The organism is Nocardia sp. NPDC050713 (genome assembly GCF_040654315.1).
In the GTDB taxonomy this organism is placed as follows: Bacteria; Actinomycetota; Actinomycetes; order Mycobacteriales; family Mycobacteriaceae; genus Nocardia.
The window spans coordinates 1-22,945 of record NZ_JBFAHS010000027.1 but is presented as its reverse complement, the minus strand read 5'-3'; the positions used below and the strand labels follow the sequence as shown (position 1 = coordinate 22,945).

Genomic DNA, 22,945 nt, shown 5'->3' with positions numbered 1-22,945 from the left:
AAGAAGACAGATGCCAACCAGTGAACATATTCCGCGCGTGTCCGCCCGAACCGTTGGCGGAAATGATATCGAGGTTCGAAACCTCCGGCCCTCCGACCTGGACCAATTGGTGGAGATGGAGCGCGCCAAGTGGGATCGTGAACAAGCCGCGACGGCGGAGGAATTGTTCGAAAGAATCGATCGCCTACCCGAACATGCCGCGGGAGCATTCGCGCCGGACGGGGAGAGGCTTCTCGCATCCATGTTCGCTCGACCAGTGACGCGGGAAACGATTCACGAGGCGGAGAGCTGGCGGGCGTGTGCCTACGCCCCACTGCCCCCGCGCGGGAGTACCGATTCCGTGTTCGGCGTGAGTCTGACCAGTATCAGCGCCGACGCGGCCGAAGCGCTGTTTCGCTCCTTCTTGCCGCAGTTGGCGGTAATGGGTTATCACCACCTGTACGGCGGGTCGACCGTTCCTGGATTACGCGAATGGATCAAGGCCAATCCGGACGGCTCACCCATCTCGTATGTGCGTACCAGGAACGCCGACGGCACGCCACTGGACCGGCAGCTGCGCTACTACTACTTGAACGGCTTCACGACGATCGTCTCGGTCAAGCCCCATTATTTCCCCCACCCGCAGTCGCTGGACTACGGGGTCGTCATCCACCGGAGTCTCTGAACGAGCTGTGGGTGACCGCACGAGTGGCCAGCCGAGGTGAGGAGGGAAAAGTATGCCGCAGCTACGACCGGCGACCGCACCGTTGAGCGAATACATCGCAAAAAGAGAACCGGCCTTGTTTCCTGGGCTGGCCGCCAGCTGGCCGGCTGTGCAGCGGTGGGATTTCGACTTTCTCGGAAGACTGCGGCCCGAGATGTCCATCGAACTGGTTCGGGGGGACCGGGAGAGCGGCGCCACCCATTTCACCGAGTCGACGCTGGGAACCTACATGGAGTTCCTCGCGCACGGCGATCCCGGCGAGGAATCCCTGTACCTCAAAGAATTCAACCTCCTGCGGAGGTTTCCGCAGCTCGAGGCCGACATATCCCCTCGAAAGGCGCTCTTCCCGCGGCGGGCGTTCTCCCCGCCTCCAGGGGTCTGGGTGGGTCCCGCAGGAGCGCGCACCGGCGCTCACTACGACCTTCTGGGCAATATCGCCATAGTGATCCGCGGAAACAAGCGGTTCCGCATCGCGCCTCCCGGTTTCGTCGAAGGGGCCGATGCGTTGTCCGCGAAATACGACCCTTGGGCGCGCCTGTCGGCCCTGCCGTTGGCCGAGATTGCCGCGTCGACGGATTCCGAGAAAAGTCTCTGTGAAGTCGAGCTCGCGGCCGGTGACGTACTTTACGTGCCCGATCGCTGGTGGCACGAAGTTTACAACCACTCGGCCAGTATCCTGCTGAGCGGCTTCTTCGGCACCTACAAACACGTTGCGTTTCGTGCGAGCCAGGTGGCAGCGCGCCATGTTCTACACCTCGTCCACCTCGACCGTGGCACTCCGTGTACCTGCCATGAAACCAGCGGCTGATTCGCCATCTCGATCCGGTTCGGCCACTGGTGGGTCGCTGCTTTCCGACAAGGAGCACTGATGAGAGAGTTCGCCCTCGATGACTTGAGTCGGCTGTACCGGGCGTGTGAAGGAGCCGAACTGGAACTCACCGAGAAAACACTCGACGAGCCCTTCACCGAACTCGGGCTGGACTCGCTGGGCACGATCGAATTGGCGGAACGGATCCAACGGGAATGGCATGTCCCCATACCGATGCTGTTACCGAACGAGACCGTAGAGATTCTCCGGACTCCCCGGCTCGCGCTCGAGTACGTCAACAAGCTCTTGGCGGAAGGAGCTCGCGGGTGACGCGATCGGTCGACGACTTGCTCGAGACTTTCTACCGCGGTTTGAGTGGCGACGTCGGTTTACTGGATGGCGCCATGGCCGCCGACTGGGTGGACAACTCACCCGGAACGTCGTCGGGACGTGACAGGATCGAGCGTCTCATCGCGGCGATCAATCACGCCTTCGCTCAATTCACGATCGTCGTGCAGACGATCGTCGACGGACGGGGGGAGGACGGCAACGGGATGGTCGCGGTCCGCGGGGAGATGCGCGGCGTGCACAAGGGAGAGTGGCTCGGTGTGCCCGCCACCGGAAGAGCCGTCCGGATCCGGATCCATGAATTCCACGAGATCGCCGACGGGCTCGTCGTCCAATCCTGGGGCCTCGAGGATTGGTTCGGTTGGCTTCGCCAGGTCGGGGCCGTCGGTAGCGGTGGCGCCGGGATCTCCGAAGGAGAACGAAGCGCATCATGACAGCACTCTCCTGCGAGATACCGACCGCGCCGGGCGCCCGGCCTCTGGTCGGCCACCTCTTGCCATTCGTGAAGCAGCCCTTCGCATTTCTGGCACAGCTGCCCGAACACGGTGACGTCGTGAAGATCCGCCTCGGTCCGAAAGACGCTGTGGTGATCTGTGATCCAGGCTTGACCCGCAAAGTTCTGGTCGATGACCGGACTTTCGACAAAGGCGGTCTGTTCCTGGAACGCGAGCGGGAGTGGCTGGGCGAGAGCGTCGCCACGTGTACGCACAGCAAGCATCGGCACAAGCGCCGCCTGGCCCAGCCTGCCTTTCATCCAAAACGGCTCGCGGGTTACGCGCGCACGATGACAACGCAGATAGCCTCCGTCGTAGACGGCTGGCATTCCGGTCAAGTCCTCGACATCTGCCCCGAGATGTTCACGATCACCTCCAGGGTCTTCGGCGCGACCATGTTCTCCAGCACCCTCCCGGCCGGGGTGCTGCACGAGGTGATCAGCGATCTCACCACCACTTTCGACGGCACTTTTCGGCGCACGTTGCTGCCCGACGCGATCAGCCGGCTACCGGTTCCCGGCACTCGGCGGTACAACAACGCCAATCGCCGGTTGCGGAAGACGATGAACGGCATCATCGCCGATCGCCGCGCGAGCGGCGTCGACAACGGGGATCTGCTCTCGGCGCTGCTGGCGGTCCACGACAGTGAGAGTGACGCGCGTGGCACGATCGACGGCGATGTCAGCGATGCCGTCGTGACGTTCTTCGTCGCTGGAACGGAGACCACTTCCTCCGCGCTGTCGTGGATGCTGTATTTGCTTGCGCGACACCCCGATATCGAGGCGCAGTTGCATGCCGAGGTCGACAGTGTGCTTTCGGGACGGCTGCCCGACCACAGTGACCTGGAGCGGCTGCAGGTGGCGAGCAGGATCGTCACGGAAACCTTGCGCCTCTATCCTCCCGCGTGGTTCTTCACACGCACAGTCACTGCCGGGGCGGGGCTCGGCCCGTACGAACTACCTGTCGGCAGCACAATCGCCCTGAGCCCCTACCTCATCCACCGGCGGGCCGACCTCTATGACGAACCCGACCGTTTCGATCCCGACCGTTGGCTGCCGGATCGCGCGGTGTCGTCCCCCGAAGCTCTCCTGCCCTTCGGTGGCGGGGCCAGAAAGTGCATCGGAGAAGCCTTCGGGATGACCGAGGTCGTGCTGGCCTTGGTGATCATCGCGAGTCGCTGGCGGTTGCGGACTGTGCCCGGTCTGCGCATCCGCCCCCCACTTTCCGTCTCATTGGTACCGGGAGGACTGCATCTGCGCCTTGTCGACCGAGGGGTCGATAAAGGGCTGAAGTGAGCCATTTCCGCCCTGCCGCCGCGGGAGATGCTTCTGTCCGCGGGGTCGTGTTCGTCGATTTGAAAAGGGGTGTTCAGTGTTCGAGTTGACAAGGACTGAACAGGAGTTGCTGCCTTCCGATGACGACGTCGAGTTCTATCAGCAGCACGGCTGGTACGTCTCGCCACGACTGTTCACCGACGAGGCTGTCGACGACGCGCTGACGGCGTTGGAGGCACATCACCGACGCGAGCGTGACGACACATTGCCGGGCGCGATCGATGAACTCTACGACTGGGCTCCTGGCGCGGTGCACCAGGTCCGGTTCAACGACTACGTCGCACTGACGAATCGCCGCCTCCGCGATTTCATGCTGCGGCCGATAGTCGCGGCCATTGCGGCACGGTTGGCGCAGACGACACAGATCAGATTGTGGCAGAGCAGTATCGTGTACAAACAACCACAAACCGCGGACGGCGACACCACGATCGGATGGCACACCGACCGCGCCTACTGGCGTAGCTGTACCTCGACGAAAATGCTGACCGCGTGGATCGCTCTGCAGGATTGTGACGAGAACATGGGTCCGGTGGTAATGGTCGACGGAAGCCATCGCTGGCCGGATACGGAAAGCGTTCGTGCTCTCCGATTCGGCCGAACTTTTTTCGGCGCCGATCCGGCGTTGTTGCAGGACCGCCTCGAGCGTACCGGTATGCCACTTCGATACGTGCCCTTGTTGTTGCGCAAGGGGCAAGTCAGTTTTCACAACTGCCTGACGGTTCACGGCAGCGGCCCCAATCTGAGTAAGCGGGCCAGGATCGGTGCGACGATCGATATGCAGGATGACCTGAACCGCTACCAACTGGTTTACGACGAAACAGGTGAATTGCAGTCGTACGCCAACGATCGGATGTGCCGAAGGCTGCCGAACGGTGATGTCGACTACAGCGATCCGAAGATTTGTCCCGTGCTGTGGGACGCGCAATCCGTCGCGCGATCCGTCGTAGACCAGTAGGCCTGCCGAGGATTTTGTCGCTCAGGAAGAGGTATTATGTTCGAGTTGGCGCCGGGTGAACAAGAGTTTTTGCCGTCCGATGACGATGTCGAGTTCTATCAGCAGCACGGCTGGTTCGTCACACCACGACTGTTCACCGACGAAGCCGTGGACGCCGCGTCGGCCGCGTTGGCGGATCATCACAGGGGCGAGCGCGACAGGGTGCTACCCATCACGCTCGACGAGATGGACGACTGGGTGGAAGGCTCGGCTCATCAGATCCGCTTCAACGATCACGTCGCACTGACCAGCGGTCGTCTCGGCAGCTTCATGCTGCAGCCGATCATCGGGGCCATCGCGGCGCGGCTGGCGCAGACCAGTCGGGTAAGGCTCTGGTTGAGCAGCCTGATATACAAGCCCCCGCACACGGAAGTCACCCTCGAATGGCATGCCGACCGTGTTCATTGGCACACCTGCACGTCCACCAAGATGTTGAGCGCGTGGATCGCTCTGCAGGACTGTGACGAGGACATGGGCCCTGTGGTGATGATCGATGGGAGCCATCGGTGGCCGGATACCGAGGACATCCACGCGATTCGCTATAACGACACATTCTTTTGCGGCCCCGACCCGGCAAAGGCGGAGAGCATGCTCGAGCGCACCGGAATGCCGATTCGCCGTGTGCCGCTCCTACTACGCAAGGGACAGGTGAGTTTTCACAACTGCATGACGATTCACGGCAGCGGGTCGAATCTGAGCAACCGTCCGCGAGTAGGACTGATCGTGCACATGCAGGATGACGCGAACCGATATCAACGCGTTTACGACGAAACAGGCGAACTGCACTCGCATGTCAACGATCGGATGTGCCGCAAGCTGCCGAATGGTGATGTCGACTACAGCGATCCGACGATTTGTCCCGTGCTGTGGGACGCGACTGAATCCATCCTCCGGTGAGTCCGGATACCTGCTGATGTGCGGGGATGGAGGTGGGGCGTGAGGTCGGATGTGCGGCGAGACGGCGAGGTCCGTGTTCTCTTCGTTGCGACGGTCTTCGACGGCGGGGTGGAAGCGGTGCTGGAGGTGCTGATCCGGGGGCTGGCGGAGCGTGGTGTGCAGTGTGGGGCGTATGCGCCGCAGGGCAGCCCCGGCCGGGTCGGGTCGTTCTGTGCGCTGGGCGTGTGGATCGGGTCGCCCGCGCCGGTGGCGGCACGGCTCGCGCGCGGGGATTTCACGGTGGTGCACGCGACATCGGCGTGCCCGACTTGGCCTGGTCTGGGGTCGCTGCTGCGGTGGGCGGCGCTGTTCGCGGCCGCAGTGGTGACCTCGCACGTCAGCACGCCGACCGATGTGACCGCAGTGCAGTTCGACGGGTACACAGCGGTGTCGCCCGAGGCCGCCGCGGCGTTGATCACGCGGACAGCGATCTTGCCTCAGGTGATCGCGAATGCTCCGGATGTGGCGGTGTGCACGCCGGGTCCCGGGCGGGCGGGTCCGCGTCCGCAGCTGCTGTGGGTGGGGCGCGCGGTGGATATCGACTGGCCGTCCAAGGGCATCCACGGGTTGTTGTATCTGGTGGCGGCCGGTGTGCTGACGGGTTTCGAGGTTGTGGTCATCGACACCGAGGACAACGCGGAGACACTGGGGCTCGACGATTGGCTGGCCGGGCGGGTGGACTACCGGCCCGGCGTGCGTCCGAAAGCTGCTCTGGCGCAGCTGTATCGGGATGTGGCCGCCGGTGGTGGCGCGCTGATCTCGACCTCGCGGTCCGAGGGGCATCCGATGGTGATGCTCGAGGCGATGGCCTCGGGCTGTCCGGTGATCGTGCCCGACAGCCCCGGCTTCGGCATGGTCACCGACGGGGTGAACGGGCTGAAATACTCTCGGCGTGAGGCGTTCTCCGAGATTCCCCGTTGCTTGCGCGAGCTCGGCGATGCGCGGATCCGGGAAAGGATCGTCGCGGGCGCGCTGGCCTCGGTCGCCGGGGACGTGCACCCGCACCGGATGGTCGAGGCGTATCTGCGGGTGTACCGGTCGCTGCCGCCGCGATCGTTCGGGCGTCGGGCCAGGGGTGTGCTGGAACTGGTTCGGGGCGTAGGGCATCGGTGACCGGGGGGGTGATCTTGGTCTGACGCGGCGGCGCGGATCGAGTGGGCTCTCGCCGAACTCCGTGTGCTCGACACCCGCCGCTATCGAACGCCCGGCGAATAGTCGACGTGTCGGACGGCCTTCGCCCACAGCGCGTCGCGAACGGCAATCGCGCGCGCGACTTCGACCGGATCACGCGTAAGGCCGTAGCCGACGAAATCCTCCTCGTCGAACAACGTCCAGGCGAGGGTGTCATCGTCGATCAGGCACCACTCGTCCGCGGTGTAATCCTCCTGCTGCAACCAATGACGAGGGAGCCAGCGAATGTCTTCACCGTGCGCCTGGTTGCGTCCGGTCACCGCGTGGAGAAAAGAGATGTATTCGGTCAGGGGCTCGGTGACAACCCGAACACGTTGCATCGCGACTCCTCTGGCGGTGGTCGCGTCACACAGATCCTCCCATTCCTTCCACAGCACCGGGTAATTGTCCGGGTCGAGCGGCGCCAGGCCCGCCTGATACCGGCGCATCGGTTCGTGCTCGTCGCTCACGACATGAAAGTCTTCCACCTCGAATTGAAAGGCGCGGTACTCGGCCTGGTCGAACAGGGAGGCCAGGTTCGACCGGGAAAGAAACATCATGGTCACCACTCCTCGTGGAAATATCAGGGGTGATCTGCCAGCGATTTGCATCTTTCGGACAGTCGGTGGGCTACCTGTGTCATGAAGTCCATGCCACTGGCCGGCTGGAATTTCGCAGCGAGCCCCGGCAACACTCTGACGACCGCCGTTTGATAAGGATGAAGCGTATAGAGAACAGTGACGCGGGACACAGCCCACTGGGCAGGGTCGCGGGGCACGCTGACGCGATGGGTGCAGGCACGGAAGCGGTCGTTACTGATCACCCGCAGCCATTCTCCGCTGATCACGACGAGAGAATCAGCCGGAGTGTGTACCCTGCTCCAAGCCTTGCTTCGAGGGCGATACACCTGCAGCCCCTCCACCGGACTACCCAGCATCAGGCTGATGAGCCCATAGTCCTCGTGCGATAGCACGCGGGCCGGCGATGCAAGACTCCCGGCGGCAGTGTTGATGGGCGGGTAGTGATTGATCCTCAGCACGTCGTTCGTCGGGGAGATTTCCTCGGCATAGAGCGAAGGATCGATGTCCAGATACTGGAGCAGTGCCCTGCCGAGCGCCGGGGTCAATTCCTCGCATGCTTGCCAGAAATTTCCGAATGCGGCTTCGTATTTCTCGGCCGGCCAGTAGCCGAGGGCATTGTCCGCATCTTCCCCGGGAATCCGGAAGGCGGATCTGTCGAATTCCCAGGCTTCTACCGCATGGGGCAGCGAAGGCATGCTCTCCTGGAGTGGAACGTAGCCCAGATAGTAGGGCTCACCGTAGGCGCAGTCCGTCGACACGAACCTCGATTTCTGTTCATCGGGTACTGTCGTGAAAATGTTAAGCGCCTGCGCATCGGTGGCCCGAAGTTCTTCGGCGTCGATGCCGTGGTTGATCAGAATCGCGATTCCGACGTCCTCCATGGCCGTGCCCAGGAGGTCGACGAAACGATCTCGCGCCGCCGGGCCGCCCTGCAGATCCGTCATGTCGCAGACCTGCGGCTGAAAATTGTCGTCGAAGTTGTCGTCGGGGCTCTCGATGAGCGTGTACCCGGAATAGTCGAGGTTGCTTTCCGCTACTCCGAAGTCGGACACCGTAGTGTTGGTTTCTTTCTTGCTCACGCCTTCACCCCTGTCGGACGACGATATCCAACCGAAAGTATCTCGGACTGCTGTGATATCCGATGATGATCGAGTAGCAGGTACACGAGAGAAGCACGAACTGGATCAGTTGAGTCCGCTGATGCGAATCGTCGCCCGCCTCTCGGTGATGCGGACCTGTGCTGTATTCAACATCGCATCACCACGACTGCACTGTCAATAGATGTCGCGGATTGTGGCAGCGTTCCCGTCGGCGACTGGGATTCTCTAGACGTGCCCAGCGCGGTTTTCGGCGATCCAAGAAGCGTCCCGAGTGTCAATACCTATTGACCGCAAGGTTCGACGGGAACGTGCGCCTCGAAACTGCCTGTCCTGCCCAGACTTTCGTAGATACGCAAGACGCCCCAGAGCGCGGCGAGCTGTCAACGGCGACGTCGGCACCGTACGAGGCCCGCCTTCTTCACACGCGCCGAAGCTCGCGCGAAGGTGAAATTCTGTTGTGCACATGTGAATTCGGCCTCCGCAGACGGATTCCTGTGTGACACTGAAGATTCAGATCATGTGTTGGGGTTGCCACGACGTCGATGACGGGGAAAGGCGCGTTGCGATATGAGCATGACTGCGGATCGACGGACATTCCTGAAGGGCAGTGCGCTCGTCACGGTGACGGAAGCCCTCGGGATATCGGCGCTGTTGTCGGCATGTTCGGGTGGATACGGTGGAGCCGAAACAGTCGGCGATACCATCCGTTTCGGATTCCTGGCGGACATGCAGGTGCCCGACCCGGACATTTTCTATGAGGGAGAGGGTCTCCAGGTCACCCTCAGCGTCTACGAAGGTTTGGTCGGCTACAAGCCCGATTCGCCCGAGATCGGGCCCGGCCTGGCCGAGTCGTGGACGGTCACCGACGACGGGCTCACGTACACGTTCGAGCTACGTGCCGGTGTCACCTTCCACGACGGCACGCCGATGACGGCCACCACGATCATCGAGAGCTTTCAACGGCGTTCCGCCGTCAACCAAGCGCCGGCCTATCTGGTCGCCGACGTGCGGTCGATGTCCGCGCCAGACGACTCCACGCTCGTGATCGAGCTCGCGCATCCTGTCGAGCCGTTCCTGGATTACCTCGCCTGCCCGTGGGGACTCAAGGCGGTCAGCCCGACAGCGGTGCGGACCCATAGCGTGAACGGTGATCTGGCGCAGGGCTGGCTGAGTACGCACGATGCGGGTACCGGGCCTTACCGGATCACGGAGTTCGTGCCGGGCAGTCACTACACGCTGACCGCCTACGACGGCTACTGGGGAACTCGACCGGAATTCACCACACTGCGTATCGAGATCATCCCGGACATCACGACGCAACGCCTGCTGCTCGAGCAGGGGCAGCTCGACATCATCACCAAGGGGCTGCCGATCGCCGCGATCGGGGCAATGAAGACGAACCCGAAGTTGACTGTGGCGGAACATCCGACGGCGTTCAAGTCGTCGATCTTCCTGAACTGGAAGAAGGGCGTGTTCTCCGATACGGAGTTCCGCCGGGCGATGCGCACGGCGGTGGACGTTCCCGCGCTCATCGAGCCGGCCTACGGCTCGACCGCCGCACGGTCCACGCAGTTCTACCCAGCCGGAGTGCTGCAGGACGGCGCTGCGCCGGACGCGCCCGGCCACGACGTATCCACGCTGAAGGCGCTGATCGCGAAGCTGCCGGACAGCGAGAAGCAGATCGACCTAGCCTACGACGAGGCGGGTGGAGCGACCGATGCCCGTGTCGCCGAGCTGCTCCAGACGCAGCTGGCAGCGCTGGGACTGACTGCCAGGGTGCGGGCCATGCCCACCGCACAGGTGTTCGCACTGCATTCGGCGCCCGTCGGGCAGCAACCGCACATGCTCCTGCACGGGTACGGCGGCGACGCGCTCAATGCCGACACCACATTGCGGATCTTCTTCCGCACGGGCGTATCGCCGATCAACTGGTTCAACTATTCCCACGCCGCTCTCGATTCCGTCATGGACGCCGGGAAGCGGTCCCTCAGCAAAGCGGACGCTGAAAGGCACTGGGTCGAGGGCGCTCGGATCGTGATGGATCAGGCATGGGTCATCAACCTCTGCGACATCCAAGACGTCATTGTGACCAACTCGGGCATCGGCCAGATCGTGCATACGCTGGTCGGCACCGGAATGGTGCCTATCAACCTGCTTCGGAAGGTGAAAGCGAGGTGAAGCGTTTCCGGAACGGAGCAGACCGCGCAGATGAAAGTGGCCGGTCGGCCGCCACATTCGCCCCCCGTGCGTGTCTGAGCGACCTCCACGTGACGTTTCGCCGCCGGGGCGTCGCGGTGCGTGCGGTCCGGGGGGTGAGCATCGAGATCGCGCCCGGTGAGATCCTCGCGCTCGTCGGGGAGTCCGGCTCCGGCAAGAGTGTATTGGGGCTGAGCCTGCTCGGCCTGCCGGTGGGCGACCCGCCTGCCGTCGTCACCGGACGGGCCGAGGTGTGTGGCGTCGACATGGTTGCCGCCCCGCCTGACGAGCGACGCAGAGTTCGTCGCGTCCATCTGGGTGCGGTGTTCCAGAATCCGATGACGTCGCTGAATCCGACGATGCGAATCGGCGACCAGGTGCGGGAAGTCGCCGGCTCGACCGCGGAGGCGAGCAGACTGCTCGACCTGGTCGGCGTCCCGCAGGCCGGCCGCAGGCTGCGGTCGTACCCGCATGAGCTCTCCGCGGGAATGAGGCAACGGGTCATGATCGCGATCGCGATCGCCGCGCACCCGGACCTGATCATCGCCGACGAACCGACGTCGGCGCTGGATGTCACAGTCCAGGCGCAGATCCTGGCGTTGCTTTCCGACCTGCGCGCGGACCTCGGTTGCTCGGTGTTGCTGATCACCCACGACATCGGTGTCGCCGCCGAGGCCGCCGACCGGGTCGCGGTCATGTATGGGGGGCGCATCATCGAGATCGGCGCCGTGACCAATGTCCTCGCCACGCCCTCGCACCCTTACACGGTCGGCCTCTTGGGTTCGCGACTCGATCTCGGCCTGCCGTTGGGCCATCGCATACCGGTGCTGACCGGTATGCCGCCGGATCCACGTGACGCTCCGCCGGGTTGTCCGTTCGCGCCGCGCTGTTCGCTTCGCACCGACGAATGCGAGAAGTCGTTGATCCCCCTGACACCGGCTGCCACACATTCCGGTGTCGCGGCGTGCATCCTCCCGCCCGAGGTCGACCGGTCCCAGGCGCGTGGACTGTCTCCCGCTTTCCCACCGTTGGACATCCCGGTCCGTGCGCGACCTGCCGTGCGTTGCGTCGAAGTCAGCAAGGGCTACCGCATGCGCGGCGGTCTGGCCAGGCGCGAGACGCTGGTGGTGCTGCGCAAGCTCAACCTGCAGGTGGAAGCGGGCGAGGCCGTCGCGGTGGTGGGCGAGTCCGGGTCGGGCAAGTCGACACTGCTGCGGATGATCGGGGGACTGGCGAAGCCCGACAGCGGTGTCATCGAACTGGCCGGGGGATCGACACAGATGATCTTCCAAGACGTCAGCGCGTCGCTGACACCGTGGCTGACCGTAGAACGACAGGTCGGCGAACGGCTGCCGCGGTCACTCGGGCGGGCCCGTCGCCGGGCCCGGGTGATCGCAGCCCTCGAACGGGTGGGGCTCCCGGCGGCCGTCGCCGACCTCCGTGCCGACAGTTTGTCGACAGGGCAGCGTCAGCGCGTCGCGTTCGCGCGGGCGACGATCGTTGTTCCGGCGGTATTGCTGTGCGACGAGCCGACTTCGGCGTTGGACGCGCCGCTGGCGGCGACGACGTTGAACTTGATTCAGACGCTGCGGCGCGAGTTCGGGCTGACGGTCGTCTTCGTCACCCACGATCTGGCCGCGGCGCGTTTCATCGCCGACCGCGTCGCCGTGATGTATCGCGGCGAGATCGTCGAGATCGATGCCGCCGAGAAGGTGGCCAAGGCACCGACGCACCCGTACAGCAAGGCGTTGGTGGCTGCGGTGCCGAATATCGGTAGCGCGCAGGAACAGCGGCGCGGCAAGCCGACAGGCGCGCCGAACGTTTCGCCGTCGGCGCCCGCCATCAGCAGCGGCGTGGGCAGCGAACCGGTGCCGGCGGCAGTGGCGGCGCGCCGACGCGCGAAACCGGGTGATGTGATCACGTTGGGTGTGCTCGCGACGCTGATCGTGGTCATGCTCGGCGCATCCTGGATTGCCCCCTACGACCCCGATCTCCCGGTTGGACGCCCGACATCCCCACCGAACGCAGCGCATTGGCTCGGCACCGACGAGGTCGGGCGCGACATCCTGAGCCGTGTCCTGATCGGCATGCGCGCCAGCTGGTGGGGTGCCCTCTGCGTGATCTCGTCCGGAATTGTCCTCGGTGGCGCGGTGGGGCTCGTCGCCGGGACTCTCGGCGGGTTCGTCGACCGGATCCTGATGCGGATCACCGACATCTTCATAGCCCTGCCCGCCTCGCTGCTCGCGATCGCCGTCGTAGCCGCGATCGGGCCGTCGTATATGCATACGCTGACGGCGTTGGCACTCGTCTGGTGGCCGCTGTACGCCCGAGTCGTGCGGGGCGAGGTGACCAGGCTCCGATCGCTGCCCCACGTCGACGCCGCGTGGATGTCCGGTGCAAACCGATTCAGGCTCGGCTGGCTGCACCTGCTACCCGGCGCGTGGCCGCCGACCATCATCGCGGCCAGTCTCGACGTCGGCGCCTTGATCCTGATGCTGTCCGGCCTGTCGTTCGTCGGACTCGGTTCTCCCGCGCCGGCTCCCGAGTTGGGTGCGATGTGTGCGCGGGGACTGCCCTACCTCCTCGATGCCTGGTGGGTGCCGATCATGCCCGCGATCGGGCTCTTCGTGCTCGCCACGATCGCGAACCTCGCCGGTGACGTACTCCGCGACCGTCTGACCGATCGCTGACCGCGGGCCCGCATTGCCCTTTCTTCCACAGCAAGGGAGAGCCCCGAATGCTGAAAGTCATAGCCCGGCGCGGCCTCGAGGCGATCCTCGTACTGCTCGCGCTCGTCGCCGTGGTGTTCGTGCTGCGACAAGTCTCTCCAGTCGATCCGGCCCGAGCGTTCGTCGGTGAAAGAGCCTCCGCCGAGGTCGTCGAGCGGGCGCGGCACGAGCTCGGCCTGGATCGGCCGCTGCCGGTGCAGTATGTCGCCTACGTCGAGAAGGCGGCCACCGGTGATTTCGGACAGTCCGCGGTGACGCGTCGGCCGGTCAGCTCCGATATCGCCGACTTCCTGCCCGCCACAGCCGAACTGGTTGTCTGCGGATTCGCGCTGGCCGTAGCGCTCGGCTTGCTGCTGGGAGCGGCGACAGCGTTGCGGTGGCCCGGGTCGGGCGTTCTTCGACTCGTGCTGATCGGTGGATCGTCGATGCCGGTATTCCTCGCCGCGTTGCTCGGAATTCTCTTGTTCTACAAAGAGTTCGGGATTCTGCCCGCTCGCGGACGCAGCTCCTACGGCGACGCGCCCAACGGGCCGTCCGGGTTCTTGCTCGTCGACTCGCTGCTCGCCGGACGGCCGCATGTGTTCGTCGATGCCGTCGAGCATTTGGTTCTTCCCGTTGTGTGCTTGTCCCTGGTCCCCGCGGTCGCTATCGGCCGGGCGCTCCGTAGCAGCCTGCAGCACACCCTCCGCTCGGATTTCATTCGCACCGCCCGTGTCAAAGGCATGACCGAGCCACGCGTCGTCGTCGAGCACGCGTTGCGGAATTCGGCGAACTCGACCATGTCGATCGCGGGCATGCAGGTCGCTGCCATGTTCGGGGCCGACATCCTGCTGGAACTGATCTTCGCTTGGCCCGGCATCGGCCTCTACACCGCGCAAGCCATCAAAGCCGGCGACTACACCACCATCGCCGGTATCACCTTGACCCTCGGCGCGATCTACGTCCTGACCAACTTCCTCGTCGACCTCGGTCAAGCGTTCGCCGATCCCAGAATTCTCGATGACTGACGAGCGCGAGATTCGGCGAATGCCCTTCTCTTACAGGCTGTTTCCGCATCGGCCCCGGTGCCCATCCACGTCGGCCAGCAGTGCCGGATGCACATCCCATGCTGCGTCGTTCGCTGGGGAGCCCGCGTCTCGGGCCAGATGCCCCCATCGGGGACCTCCCCAGACGTCGAGTCGGACCCCGCGTCGATATCCAGTGCGCCACTCCCGGTCGAGTTGCGGCCCGGGCCAGCATGATCAGCGGCCCGGGCTGGTACCAACTCGACCCCTTCCCACGCTTACCCCACTGGATGCACCGTCGCCGGCCGGCGGCCGCGAGGCGGGCATCCGCGTCGACGTGCACGTCGCCCCGATGCCGCCGCGGATTCACGGCGCGGCGCATGGGCCGCGTTCATCGGCCTGAATTCCGGCGGCACCATCGTTTTCGCGGCAAGGCGAACTGCCCGGCCGCCAAGAAGTACGCCGCCGGGCACCCCGTCCTCGCCCAGCGTCCCCGAAAACCCAGTCTCCCCGTTCGAATGCGTATCGACCGTCGCCGATGGTGGTGGCGTGCCGGGCTTCGCGGAAGTAGTGGGGCGATGGGCCATAGCCGCAATCTCGTCGACGACGCGGCGCAGGTAGCGCAGTTTGCTCACGTCGTGGTATTCGATGTCGGCTCGTCCGGGTGCGGGCCAGCGTTCATCAACTTCCGCACGGGCTTGGGCCGCTACGTCGAGGTGGGTGGCGAGAAAGTAGAGCGCGAAGGCCAGTGCGCCCGCGGAGGTTTCGTGGCCGGCGACGAGGAAGGTGAGGATTTGGTGGCGGATGTTGATCTCATCGAGTTTCTCGCCGGTGGCGGGGTCGGCGTGATTGAGCATCAGCCCGAGCAGGTCTCCCGTGCTGTCGGGGTCCTCGCGGCGGCGGGTGGCGATGACGTCGTCGACGAGTTGGTGTGCGAAGGTGACATCACGTCGATGTTGTTCGGCGCGGCGGCGGGGGAAGTCGTGCAGTACGGGGGGAAGGTTGGCGTTGCGGTTGATGTGGCGCAAACCTCTGGTCATCGCGGCGACGAAGGGGTGCTCATCGCGGCGGGTGAACGAGTCGAACGAATAGCTGAATCCGGCGCGGCCGATCACTTCGAGGGTGAATCTGTTGGTGGAGTCCGCAATGTCGACCCATTGGTCTCGCCGCGTCGACCAGTAGTCGAGAAGGTCGAAGACGGTGTCGGTCATGGCCTGGTGTTAGCGCCGCATCGCCTCTTGGGTGAACGCGGAGCTCAGAATGTTGTGTGCCTTCGACCAGTTCGGCTCGTGGTTGTAGGCGGTGAACAGGCCGTCGCGGGCGATCGGGCGCATCAGCTTGAACAGCACGCCGACTTTCTTGGTCCAGTGCTTCTCGTCATTGATCATGGGCGGCAACCCGATCAGCCGGTAGCCGCGAGTTCGGGAACGGTGAGCGAGGACCCCGCAACCAGCTGAGCCGACCGGTAGCCCAGCGACCACCCGGTGGACACCGGGTGGTCGCGTCGGCGACGGGGCCTGAGTGTCGGAGAACGGTTTCCGTCACGCCCCGCCGGTGGCTAGCACTTCGTCTGCCGTCTCGTGGTGGGGGTGTTTGTGGCTTCCGGCTTCGGCCGGTGGCAGGTGCAGTCAGGGAAGGGGATTTGGCAGGTCGAAGCACCCGCTCGCCGTACCGGTTCGGGTATTCATCATGATCGGGAGATGTACTCTTACTGCCATCAGGGGGATTCGCCGGGAGTCGGTCCCCACCAGGGAGGGAAGTCGGAAGCGTGGGCAGCGCCGTATCAACCTGGGGTGCAACGTATTCAGTGGTCAAGCGCGGTCAGTTGCGTTCGGTTCTGATCGCAGTTTCGGTCGTGTTGTGCTTTACCGGTACTCCCATGGCGGTCGGTAGTGCGGATCCGCTGCCAACTCCGCAGAACGACCCGTTCTATACCCCGCCATCGGGCTGGAGTTCGGAGGCGCCGGGCACCATCCTGAATTCGCGACCCGTCAAGGTGGCGTCGCTAGGGCCACAGGCGCAGGACGCCGATGCCTGGCAGTTGCTGTATCGAACGACCGATACCGCCGGGCAACCCATGGCGACCGTGACGACGGTGCTGCGCCCACGAACCGGGCACGTCAAGGGATTGATCAGCTACCAGGTTGCCGAAGATGCCTCGGCCCCACAGTGTGCTCCCTCGTTCGTGCTCCGGCAAGGAGCGCCCGACAAGTACGACTCCTCCCTGGATCTCGTACAGATCGACCAGATGTTGTCGTCCGGTCATGTGATTTCCGTACCCGACTGGGAGGGGCCGCTGGGGGCTGTGTTCTCCCCGAAACAGCCGGGTTACGCCGTGCTCGACGGAGTGCGCGCCGCCGAGGGTTTCACGCCACTCGGCCTGTCCGGCATCGATACTCCGGTTGCTGTGACGGGCTACTCCGGCGGGGCGATCGGTACCGGGTGGGTCGCGCAGGTTCAACCGGCCTACGCTCCCGAAATACGACTGGTCGGTGTTGCCATGGGTGGTTGGACAGTACCCGTCGGCCCCTACCTGGAGTCGCTCGATTCCGGTCCGTTCTCCGGTTTCCTGCCGTCGCTCCTGCCGGGCATGATGCGCGCCGATCCACGTCTGGCGGCGGTTTTCAACAAATATCTGACCCCTGCCGGGCAAGCTCTGATGGCCGCGGGTGACAGCAAATGCGTGGCGCCGAACGTGGCTCAGCATGCGTTCCTGCGCATGGACGACTACCTGACGATCCCTTTTTCGCAGCTGTTCGAGCAGGTACAGGCGTCGTTTGCCGACGTGGACTTCGGCAACGTGGTACCGACCGCGCCGCTGTTCCTCTACAACGCCGTGCACGACGAGATCCTCGACATCGCGCCAGCCGACCAGGCGGTGGCACAGTGGTGCGCAGCGGGGGCGCAGATCACCTATACGCGGGACCAATTGAGCGAGCACGTCAGTCTCGCAATCACTGCGACACCCGCGGTCCTGCGCTGGATCGATGACCGTCTGGCGGGGCAGGCCGCGCCAACCGGTTGCTCGACACGCACGGTGCCGTCCATGTCGCTCGGTGGTGCATAGCGCGTTGAGGTAGGCGTGGCCGATGGGTTCGCCGCGGACGCAGAACAGGATCCTCGTCGCGTCCTTCGTCGCGGTCGACGCAGTCGAGTTCGAGGCGGCGGATCGTGTCGATGCGCCATCCGCCGAACAGCCATACCCCGACCAGCGCGCGGATCGTTTCGATCGGGTATGGACTCGCGCTCACGCCGAGGCGCGCTGGAATGGGGTCAGGCTGCCCAGTCCTGGATCGGTCCGGGACCGGCGGTGGCGGCGGCTTCGGCGATGATCTCGGCCATGGACCGGTCGGCGCGGAATCGGTGGCCGATTTCGGCCTCGGCACTGGCGTGCTGTGCCGGAAGCAGGTGCGCGGCGCGCACCAGCGCGCTGCGTGAGGAAAGAACGCAGAACACGCACGACGCGCGCGGAAACCCGCGGCGTAGGCAGGATGGATACGCGTGCCCGCGACAGCGATGCGCGCCCACACCTGCTCGAGGGTCCAGGCGTGGATCGGCAGCCATGTATCGACATGGCGGCGGCTGTTGGACACACTGCCCTTGGGCGGGCAACCCCGCGCACATGCCCGGCAGCAGTCCCGCACAAGCACGTTCGACCAGGTTCATGGACGAACGGGGCCTTGTTGCGGCGCTCGAGAGATTCCTGGGCTCGGTGGCCCATGATGTTGAGCACCCGCACTGGACGGTCGATTAGCCCCGCCGCGCGTGACTCGGCGACCAACGCGGTGATCACCCGACGGATCGGGCCTCGCTCGAAATCCGAAGTGCTTATCTGCACCAGGACCGGCAGGGCGCTTGGGGGTATCAAATTTGTGTCTCCTGCTGGTGGGCGAGACCTGTGGTGGCTGGGATGCCGAGGTCGACGGCTGGTCGTTGAAGCCGTCGGTGGGTGTCGTCTCGTTTGGCGCGCAGCAGAGTCAGGGTCATATCGGTGCCTTCGATCTCGCCGACCCGGCCTTGGCTTCTGCGCGGGTGCGGCGGTCGGTGAAATCGTTTCGAGTTCGTCGAGCCGGGCCAGCATTTTGGGGTTGACGTGCAGCATGGGGCAGCGGATGCGGGCTTCTCTGAACTAACTGACGATGCCCATCCCGGCGCCGCCCGAACGCGCGCTCATGCCGAGTTCAGAGTGTTCGCAGGAACAAGGACACGGGTCTCGGGTGCACCGATGAATTCCTGGCGGATCCGTCGTCGATACCTCTGGATACACCGACAGCGGTGGGTCGGAACAGAAGCTATCGATCCGGACAGTGATTCGGCGGGGTACGTGGGAGGCGCAGTGAGCGGTGTCAGAGTGTTGGTGGCGGGTGCGAGCATTGCGGGGCCCGCGCTGGCCCACTGGTTGCACCGGCGGGGAGCCGTGGTGACCGTGGTGGAGCGGGCCGCCGAACTGCGTTTCGGTGGTCAGGCCGTGGACGCGCGTGGAGTGACCAAGGAAGTCATCCGGCGGATGGGGCTGGACCCGGCAGTACGCGCGGCCTGCACCCAGACCATCGGCGCGCACGCCGTGGACGCAGACGGGAACGTGCTGGAGAGCTTCCGCGTGGACGACGACGGCGGCGACGGATTCATCGCGGAGATCGAGATCCTGCGCGGTGACCTGTCGCAGGTGCTCTACGAGGACACCCGTGACGATGTCGAATATGTCTTCGGCGACCGGATCGCAGAGCTCTCCCAGGACGCGGACGGGGTCGAGGTGGTCTTCGACAGCGGTAACCGGCGGCGTTTCGAGCTGGTGGTCGGAGCCGACGGGCTGCATTCGGCGCTGCGCACAATGGTTTTCGGGCCGCACGAGCAGTTCGTCCGCCACCTCGGGCACGTGCTGGCCTTCTTCAGCGTGCCCAACGAGTTCGGGCTCGACAAATGGCTGATCGAGTACCAGGAGTCCGGGCGCTCGGCTGGGCTGCGGCCGATACAGGACGCCACCCGGGCGATGGCCATGTTCTCCTTCCCCGCGGCCGACGTCGATGTCGATTACCGTGATATCGAGGCCCAGAAGCGGCTGCTGCGTGAGCGGATGGACGGCCTGGGCTGGTTGACCCCGCGCATTCTCGCGCATCTGGACGACACCCCGGACTTCTATCTCGACCAGGTCGCTCAGGTCGTGATGGATCGGTGGTCGCGTGGGCGGGTGGGGCTGCTCGGCGATGCGGCGTTCAGCTCCTCCCCGATGTCGGGCCAGGGCACTGGGCTGGCCTTGGTCGGCGCCTACGTGCTGGCCGGCGAGCTGGCTGCGGCCGAGTGGAATCCAGAGATCGGTTTCGCCCGCTATGAGGATCGGATGCGCTCGTTCGTCGAGGCCAATCAGGAGATCGCCCAATTGAACGCCCGCAGCCGCGACATCCCCGGGTCCGATGCAGAGCCGGGCCCCGATTTCACCGGAGAGTGGTTCGCCGAGCTGGTCGAGCGCGCGATCAATGGGGTCGAACTGCCCGACTACGCGGGGCTGCCGGACTCCGGAGTCCTGGCCGAATCGCCGACTGCCTCGTCGGCCAAGCCGTAGGTGTCACATAGCGTGTCGGACGGGACAACGCTTTAGTAAGACAGCGTCGCACTGCGTCCGCACATGCCGCATGGCGGGCGCTGGTCAGTCAATCGTTCCGATTGGTTGGGCGGCAGGGGCATCCCATGTCCGGAAATGCCGCGTGGCGCGCGGTTCGAAACGGTCATCACGGGACCGCCGACAGCGAGCCCGACAGTGGCACAGCGGCAGCTACGTTGGCAGCGACCACGTTTCGAGAGTGGTGAAGTCCGGAGGCGGTTCAGCAGCCCTCCGTATCGCTCCCAGAGCGCCTCGTAAGCGGCTGCGGTATCAGGAGATTCGAGCCTGAGCCAACCGATGTGAAAACCGATGCTGCTCATGATCTCGCCGTGTTGATCGTCCAGCCTTGTCCGGGTCTCCGCGCTCGAATCGAGTCGTCGTACAACCCTGTACGGAATTTCCTGGTACTGACGGATTGTGCGTAAGGCTTCGGCGTAGGCCTTGGCTCGACGCTCCCGCCGCGCCGTCATCTGATTGATGACATAACCGATCAGCGCCACGGATGCGGCGATGATTGCGGTCAGGACTCCGACGATCGCGGTGGCGTTCATGCTCTTCCCGTTTTCGGCCGTAGATCTGTGGGCGCACTCATTCTCGCGTACCCGTTACCTACGTGGCCCCGAACGTACAGTTGGGACGACTGCTGTCGACTATCCGCACGTGCCGCATATCGCGCGGCTCGAAACGGCCACAGTCTCTTCCGAGGCCCCATCGAGGTGTGCCGAACCACTCCGAGGTTCTACTCGGCAAGGGCCGGGATGTCACCGGGCAGAAGATCGTCCGGAGATGGACCCGATGGCGGCCTCGGCGCTGGCTGGTCCGAGGGTGTCGGTGTGCTCGTAGTTGTCGGCGAGTTCGACGAGTTGTTCGCCGCGTGCGAGGGCTTGTTCGACTTCGGCGCGGAAGCCGGAGTCGCTGGTCCCGGCGTAGCCTTCGAACATTTGAATCGCGTGGTGTCGGAAGGCGAGTGCACCGGCGATGACGCCGCCGAGGCGGCGGGCGATGAACCAGGCCAGAGTGCGGCGGAATTGGCTGGTCTTCAGCCGAAAGGGGCTGCCGTCGATGTCGGGGATGGTGTCGGTGCGGTGGTGGGTGGTGCGGCAGTTGTTGACCCAGCGGACGAATCGGTTCAACCAATTGTTGGTGGTGCCGGTGTTCAATGCGCGGCCGCCGTGTTCCTCGGCCCAGCCGACGCCGTAGGGCAGTGTCTGGAACAAGATGTCGGTGTCGTCGGGCTGGAGTTGTTCGAGGACAACAACGGCGCGGGCGGCTGGCTCGCCAACAACCCAGGTGGCCGGGACTCCTTGGTGGGTGCGTTCGCCTTTGAACGCGCGGCCGTGGATTCTCCATCGGTAGGCGTTGCCGTCGGCGTCGCGCGAGATTTCCAGACATCTGCGGTTGACGTGCTTGACAACTGATGGAGGGGTGCTATTCCTAGCGTGCGCTATTCCCTGCGGTCGCGGAGCCAGCAGCGACTCGCAGGGGTGGAAGGGGACGCCAGGTCACGGGCACTTCGCGCATCAGCAAGGCGCAGTCGAGCACCGCGCTGCCTGGCGGGAACCGGTCCTGGTCGTCGAAGACCGTGGACCGAACCGAGTGGATATCGACCGGCTCGACTTGCCATGCGTCCGTTTGGAGTTCGAGCCCATCAAGGCATTGACCGCTATGCGTGGGCGAGAATCCGGCCGCGCCACGCTGAAAGAAGTCCGATGCCTGCGCCAGATCGGCGAACAGTTCGCTTCCCTGGAACCGCTCGGCGGTCCGGACGTCCACGCTCACGGAGATCGTCTTGTCCTGACTGGTGAAGGCCACATGCAGGTCCTGCGCCGTCTCCCGCACGTCGAATCGCGCCAAACTGTGCTCACCAGGAAACAGTCGGCCACCGGCAAGGACATTGATCGCCGAACCGCTGTCGCGGCGCGGGATGTACACGCCGGTCGAGAGTCCCTGCGGACCATCCCACTCAACCGCGATGCGGTGCGCCGCGTTCTCGCTGCGCATCCCGACCCAGCCGGGTAGCCAACTGGGCCGTAACTGTCCGAGGCGGATCAGGCAGATGCCGGCAACCGCCCAACCGTCAACCAATTGAGGGCGCATCGGCGACGGCACCAAGCTCGCGGCGACCTCAGGGGCGACGCGGTAGTTCACCAGAAGACGTCGCTCGACGACGCTGGACATCCGCGGAGGTTTCATCCGGCATTCCTTTATTTCGTGGTTCGCAGCCTGCGCTGTCTGACGATGACCTGTTCCGGGCAGATCGCGCTCAGGAACCTGCCGACAGATAACGCCAGTCGTTCCTCGACAAGCGAGTAGAAGATCCGATTGGCGACTCGTCGCTCTCGGACGAGCCCGGCTGCCTTGAGTACGCCCAGATGCCGGGAGATCGAAGGACCGCTGATCGGAAACTTCGCGGCGATCTCACCCGCGGTCAACTCGCCGGAGCGGAGATCCTCCAGGATCTGCCGGCGCGTCGAGTCGGCCAGCGCGCGGAACACGCCGGCTTCCTCTTCAGGGTCGAACTCGGTCATGTTTGCATATTAGCACTATAGCTAAATATCGAAGCCGACACCCGAAGACCGGATCGACAGCCTCACAAAGCAATTGACCCGGAACCTCATCCTGCTCGAGCACCGTCTGCCCGACCATCGCAAGATCGGGCTCGAATTGTTCAAGTGCTCAGCACAGAAGGTCATCGCGCACCTATACGCCTACCGCAGCGCAGTCGCTCACGGAGGCTCGACCGCGGCCACGCTGAAGTGGTTCGGGCAGAATCAGCCAGCGGGCCAGTCACTGGGTACCGCCGTTAACCTGCATCTTTTTGTACGGGCGATGACCAAACGCGTACTTGTCGCAGTGAACCGTCACGGGTAGGAGACCGGCTTCGGTTTCAGACCAGCGCCGGTCGGCGTGGTGGTTGTTGAGCGTAGTAGGCAGCTTCGTATTCGGCCG

Annotated in this window: 22 protein-coding genes; 13 read left to right on the top strand and 9 right to left on the bottom strand. The window is 64.5% G+C overall.

Annotated elements, in window-relative coordinates:
• The first annotated feature begins 10 nt into the window (after positions 1-10).
• From AB0H49_RS33115 to AB0H49_RS33080, 8 genes are all read left to right on the top strand, one after another.
• The gene (locus AB0H49_RS33115; protein WP_357256813.1) at positions 11-664 is read left to right on the top strand and encodes a hypothetical protein; all 654 of its coding nucleotides are present in this window, start codon (positions 11-13) and stop codon (positions 662-664) included.
• Positions 665-716: 52 nt separating this feature from the next.
• Positions 717-1,511 carry a cupin-like domain-containing protein gene (locus AB0H49_RS33110; protein WP_357256811.1) on the top strand — a complete coding sequence of 265 codons (795 nt, stop codon included), beginning with the start codon at positions 717-719 and terminating at the stop codon, positions 1,509-1,511.
• A 60-nt stretch (positions 1,512-1,571) separates the two neighbouring features.
• Positions 1,572-1,841, top strand: coding sequence for an acyl carrier protein (locus AB0H49_RS33105; RefSeq protein ID WP_357256809.1), 270 nt, complete (start codon positions 1,572-1,574; stop codon positions 1,839-1,841).
• Positions 1,838-2,293 carry an ester cyclase gene (locus AB0H49_RS33100; RefSeq protein WP_357256807.1) on the top strand — a complete coding sequence of 152 codons (456 nt, stop codon included), beginning with the start codon at positions 1,838-1,840 and terminating at the stop codon, positions 2,291-2,293. Before AB0H49_RS33105 ends, AB0H49_RS33100 begins: the two co-directional genes overlap by 4 nt.
• On the top strand, positions 2,290-3,648 hold the full coding sequence (locus tag AB0H49_RS33095; RefSeq protein WP_357256805.1) for a cytochrome P450: 1,359 nt from the start codon (positions 2,290-2,292) through the stop codon (positions 3,646-3,648). The genes AB0H49_RS33100 and AB0H49_RS33095 overlap by 4 nt, the downstream gene beginning before the upstream one ends.
• 76 nt (positions 3,649-3,724) lie before the next feature.
• Entirely contained in the window at positions 3,725-4,642 is a 918-nt protein-coding gene (locus tag AB0H49_RS33090) for a phytanoyl-CoA dioxygenase family protein (RefSeq protein ID WP_357256803.1), read from the top strand.
• Positions 4,643-4,678: 36 nt separating this feature from the next.
• Positions 4,679-5,578, top strand: a complete 900-nt coding sequence (locus tag AB0H49_RS33085; RefSeq protein ID WP_357256801.1) for a phytanoyl-CoA dioxygenase family protein — start codon at positions 4,679-4,681, stop codon at positions 5,576-5,578.
• Between the two features lie 39 nt (positions 5,579-5,617).
• Positions 5,618-6,730 carry a glycosyltransferase family 4 protein gene (locus AB0H49_RS33080; RefSeq protein WP_357256799.1) on the top strand — a complete coding sequence of 371 codons (1,113 nt, stop codon included), beginning with the start codon at positions 5,618-5,620 and terminating at the stop codon, positions 6,728-6,730.
• Positions 6,731-6,810: 80 nt separating this feature from the next.
• Here AB0H49_RS33080 and AB0H49_RS33075 read toward each other — a convergent pair whose 3' ends face one another.
• Both AB0H49_RS33075 and AB0H49_RS33070 read right to left on the bottom strand, forming a co-directional pair.
• On the bottom strand, positions 6,811-7,347 hold the full coding sequence (locus AB0H49_RS33075) for a DUF6879 family protein (protein WP_357256797.1): 537 nt from the start codon (positions 7,345-7,347) through the stop codon (positions 6,811-6,813).
• 23 nt (positions 7,348-7,370) lie between these two features.
• The gene (locus tag AB0H49_RS33070) at positions 7,371-8,447 is read right to left on the bottom strand and encodes a 2OG-Fe(II) oxygenase family protein (protein ID WP_357256795.1); all 1,077 of its coding nucleotides are present in this window, start codon (positions 8,445-8,447) and stop codon (positions 7,371-7,373) included.
• Between the two features lie 594 nt (positions 8,448-9,041).
• On the opposite strand from AB0H49_RS33070, the gene AB0H49_RS33065 reads away from it, so the two are divergent.
• From AB0H49_RS33065 to AB0H49_RS33055, 3 genes are all read left to right on the top strand, one after another.
• Positions 9,042-10,646: an ABC transporter substrate-binding protein gene (locus tag AB0H49_RS33065; protein WP_357256793.1), complete on the top strand. Its 1,605-nt coding sequence runs from the start codon at positions 9,042-9,044 to the stop codon at positions 10,644-10,646.
• Between the two features lie 134 nt (positions 10,647-10,780).
• A complete protein-coding gene (locus tag AB0H49_RS33060) occupies positions 10,781-13,354 on the top strand; it encodes an oligopeptide/dipeptide ABC transporter ATP-binding protein (protein WP_357256791.1) in 2,574 nt (857 codons plus the stop codon).
• Positions 13,355-13,401: 47 nt separating this feature from the next.
• The gene (locus tag AB0H49_RS33055; protein ID WP_357256789.1) at positions 13,402-14,400 is read left to right on the top strand and encodes an ABC transporter permease; all 999 of its coding nucleotides are present in this window, start codon (positions 13,402-13,404) and stop codon (positions 14,398-14,400) included.
• Between the two features lie 275 nt (positions 14,401-14,675).
• On the opposite strand, the gene AB0H49_RS33050 is transcribed toward AB0H49_RS33055, so the two are convergent.
• Both AB0H49_RS33050 and AB0H49_RS33045 read right to left on the bottom strand, forming a co-directional pair.
• A complete protein-coding gene (locus AB0H49_RS33050) occupies positions 14,676-15,608 on the bottom strand; it encodes a cytochrome P450 (protein WP_357256787.1) in 933 nt (310 codons plus the stop codon).
• Positions 15,609-15,617: 9 nt separating this feature from the next.
• Positions 15,618-15,785, bottom strand: a complete 168-nt coding sequence (locus AB0H49_RS33045; RefSeq protein WP_357256785.1) for a hypothetical protein — start codon at positions 15,783-15,785, stop codon at positions 15,618-15,620.
• A 380-nt stretch (positions 15,786-16,165) separates the two neighbouring features.
• Here AB0H49_RS33045 and AB0H49_RS33040 point away from each other — a divergent pair, with 380 nt between their 5' ends.
• Complete coding sequence (locus AB0H49_RS33040) at positions 16,166-17,464, top strand: lipase family protein (protein WP_357256783.1); 1,299 nt, start codon at positions 16,166-16,168, stop codon at positions 17,462-17,464.
• 206 nt (positions 17,465-17,670) lie between these two features.
• Here AB0H49_RS33040 and AB0H49_RS33035 read toward each other — a convergent pair whose 3' ends face one another.
• Positions 17,671-17,820 carry a hypothetical protein gene (locus AB0H49_RS33035; RefSeq protein WP_357256781.1) on the bottom strand — a complete coding sequence of 50 codons (150 nt, stop codon included), beginning with the start codon at positions 17,818-17,820 and terminating at the stop codon, positions 17,671-17,673.
• A 913-nt stretch (positions 17,821-18,733) separates the two neighbouring features.
• Here AB0H49_RS33035 and AB0H49_RS33030 point away from each other — a divergent pair.
• A complete protein-coding gene (locus AB0H49_RS33030; protein WP_357256779.1) occupies positions 18,734-19,957 on the top strand; it encodes an FAD-dependent monooxygenase in 1,224 nt (407 codons plus the stop codon).
• Between the two features lie 32 nt (positions 19,958-19,989).
• Here AB0H49_RS33030 and AB0H49_RS33025 read toward each other — a convergent pair whose 3' ends face one another.
• The 4 genes from AB0H49_RS33025 to AB0H49_RS33010 form a co-directional block, all read right to left on the bottom strand.
• Positions 19,990-20,547 carry a hypothetical protein gene (locus AB0H49_RS33025; protein ID WP_357256777.1) on the bottom strand — a complete coding sequence of 186 codons (558 nt, stop codon included), beginning with the start codon at positions 20,545-20,547 and terminating at the stop codon, positions 19,990-19,992.
• A 210-nt stretch (positions 20,548-20,757) separates the two neighbouring features.
• Positions 20,758-21,213, bottom strand: coding sequence for a hypothetical protein (locus AB0H49_RS33020; protein WP_357256775.1), 456 nt, complete (start codon positions 21,211-21,213; stop codon positions 20,758-20,760).
• A 217-nt stretch (positions 21,214-21,430) separates the two neighbouring features.
• Positions 21,431-22,174 (bottom strand): DUF2071 domain-containing protein, encoded by a 744-nt coding sequence (locus tag AB0H49_RS33015; RefSeq protein ID WP_357256773.1) that lies wholly within the window; start codon positions 22,172-22,174, stop codon positions 21,431-21,433.
• 26 nt (positions 22,175-22,200) lie between these two features.
• Positions 22,201-22,524: a metalloregulator ArsR/SmtB family transcription factor gene (locus AB0H49_RS33010; RefSeq protein ID WP_357256771.1), complete on the bottom strand. Its 324-nt coding sequence runs from the start codon at positions 22,522-22,524 to the stop codon at positions 22,201-22,203.
• Positions 22,525-22,945: the final 421 nt, after the last annotated feature.

Bases quoted from the DNA above. Each gene is read 5' to 3' on its own strand.
- AB0H49_RS33115 (WP_357256813.1), top strand. From the start codon at position 11: ATGCCAACCAGTGAACATATTCCGCGCGTGTCCGCCCGAACCGTTGGC.
- AB0H49_RS33110 (WP_357256811.1), top strand. From the start codon at position 717: ATGCCGCAGCTACGACCGGCGACCGCACCGTTGAGCGAATACATCGCA.
- AB0H49_RS33105 (WP_357256809.1), top strand. From the start codon at position 1,572: ATGAGAGAGTTCGCCCTCGATGACTTGAGTCGGCTGTACCGGGCGTGT.
- AB0H49_RS33095 (WP_357256805.1), top strand. From the start codon at position 2,290: ATGACAGCACTCTCCTGCGAGATACCGACCGCGCCGGGCGCCCGGCCT.
- AB0H49_RS33085 (WP_357256801.1), top strand. From the start codon at position 4,679: ATGTTCGAGTTGGCGCCGGGTGAACAAGAGTTTTTGCCGTCCGATGAC.
- AB0H49_RS33075 (WP_357256797.1), bottom strand. From the start codon at position 7,347: ATGATGTTTCTTTCCCGGTCGAACCTGGCCTCCCTGTTCGACCAGGCC.
- AB0H49_RS33065 (WP_357256793.1), top strand. From the start codon at position 9,042: ATGACTGCGGATCGACGGACATTCCTGAAGGGCAGTGCGCTCGTCACG.
- AB0H49_RS33055 (WP_357256789.1), top strand. From the start codon at position 13,402: ATGCTGAAAGTCATAGCCCGGCGCGGCCTCGAGGCGATCCTCGTACTG.
- AB0H49_RS33050 (WP_357256787.1), bottom strand. From the start codon at position 15,608: ATGACCGACACCGTCTTCGACCTTCTCGACTACTGGTCGACGCGGCGA.
- AB0H49_RS33045 (WP_357256785.1), bottom strand. From the start codon at position 15,785: ATGATCAATGACGAGAAGCACTGGACCAAGAAAGTCGGCGTGCTGTTC.
- AB0H49_RS33025 (WP_357256777.1), bottom strand. From the start codon at position 20,547: ATGAACGCCACCGCGATCGTCGGAGTCCTGACCGCAATCATCGCCGCA.
- AB0H49_RS33015 (WP_357256773.1), bottom strand. From the start codon at position 22,174: ATGTCCAGCGTCGTCGAGCGACGTCTTCTGGTGAACTACCGCGTCGCC.
- AB0H49_RS33010 (WP_357256771.1), bottom strand. From the start codon at position 22,524: ATGACCGAGTTCGACCCTGAAGAGGAAGCCGGCGTGTTCCGCGCGCTG.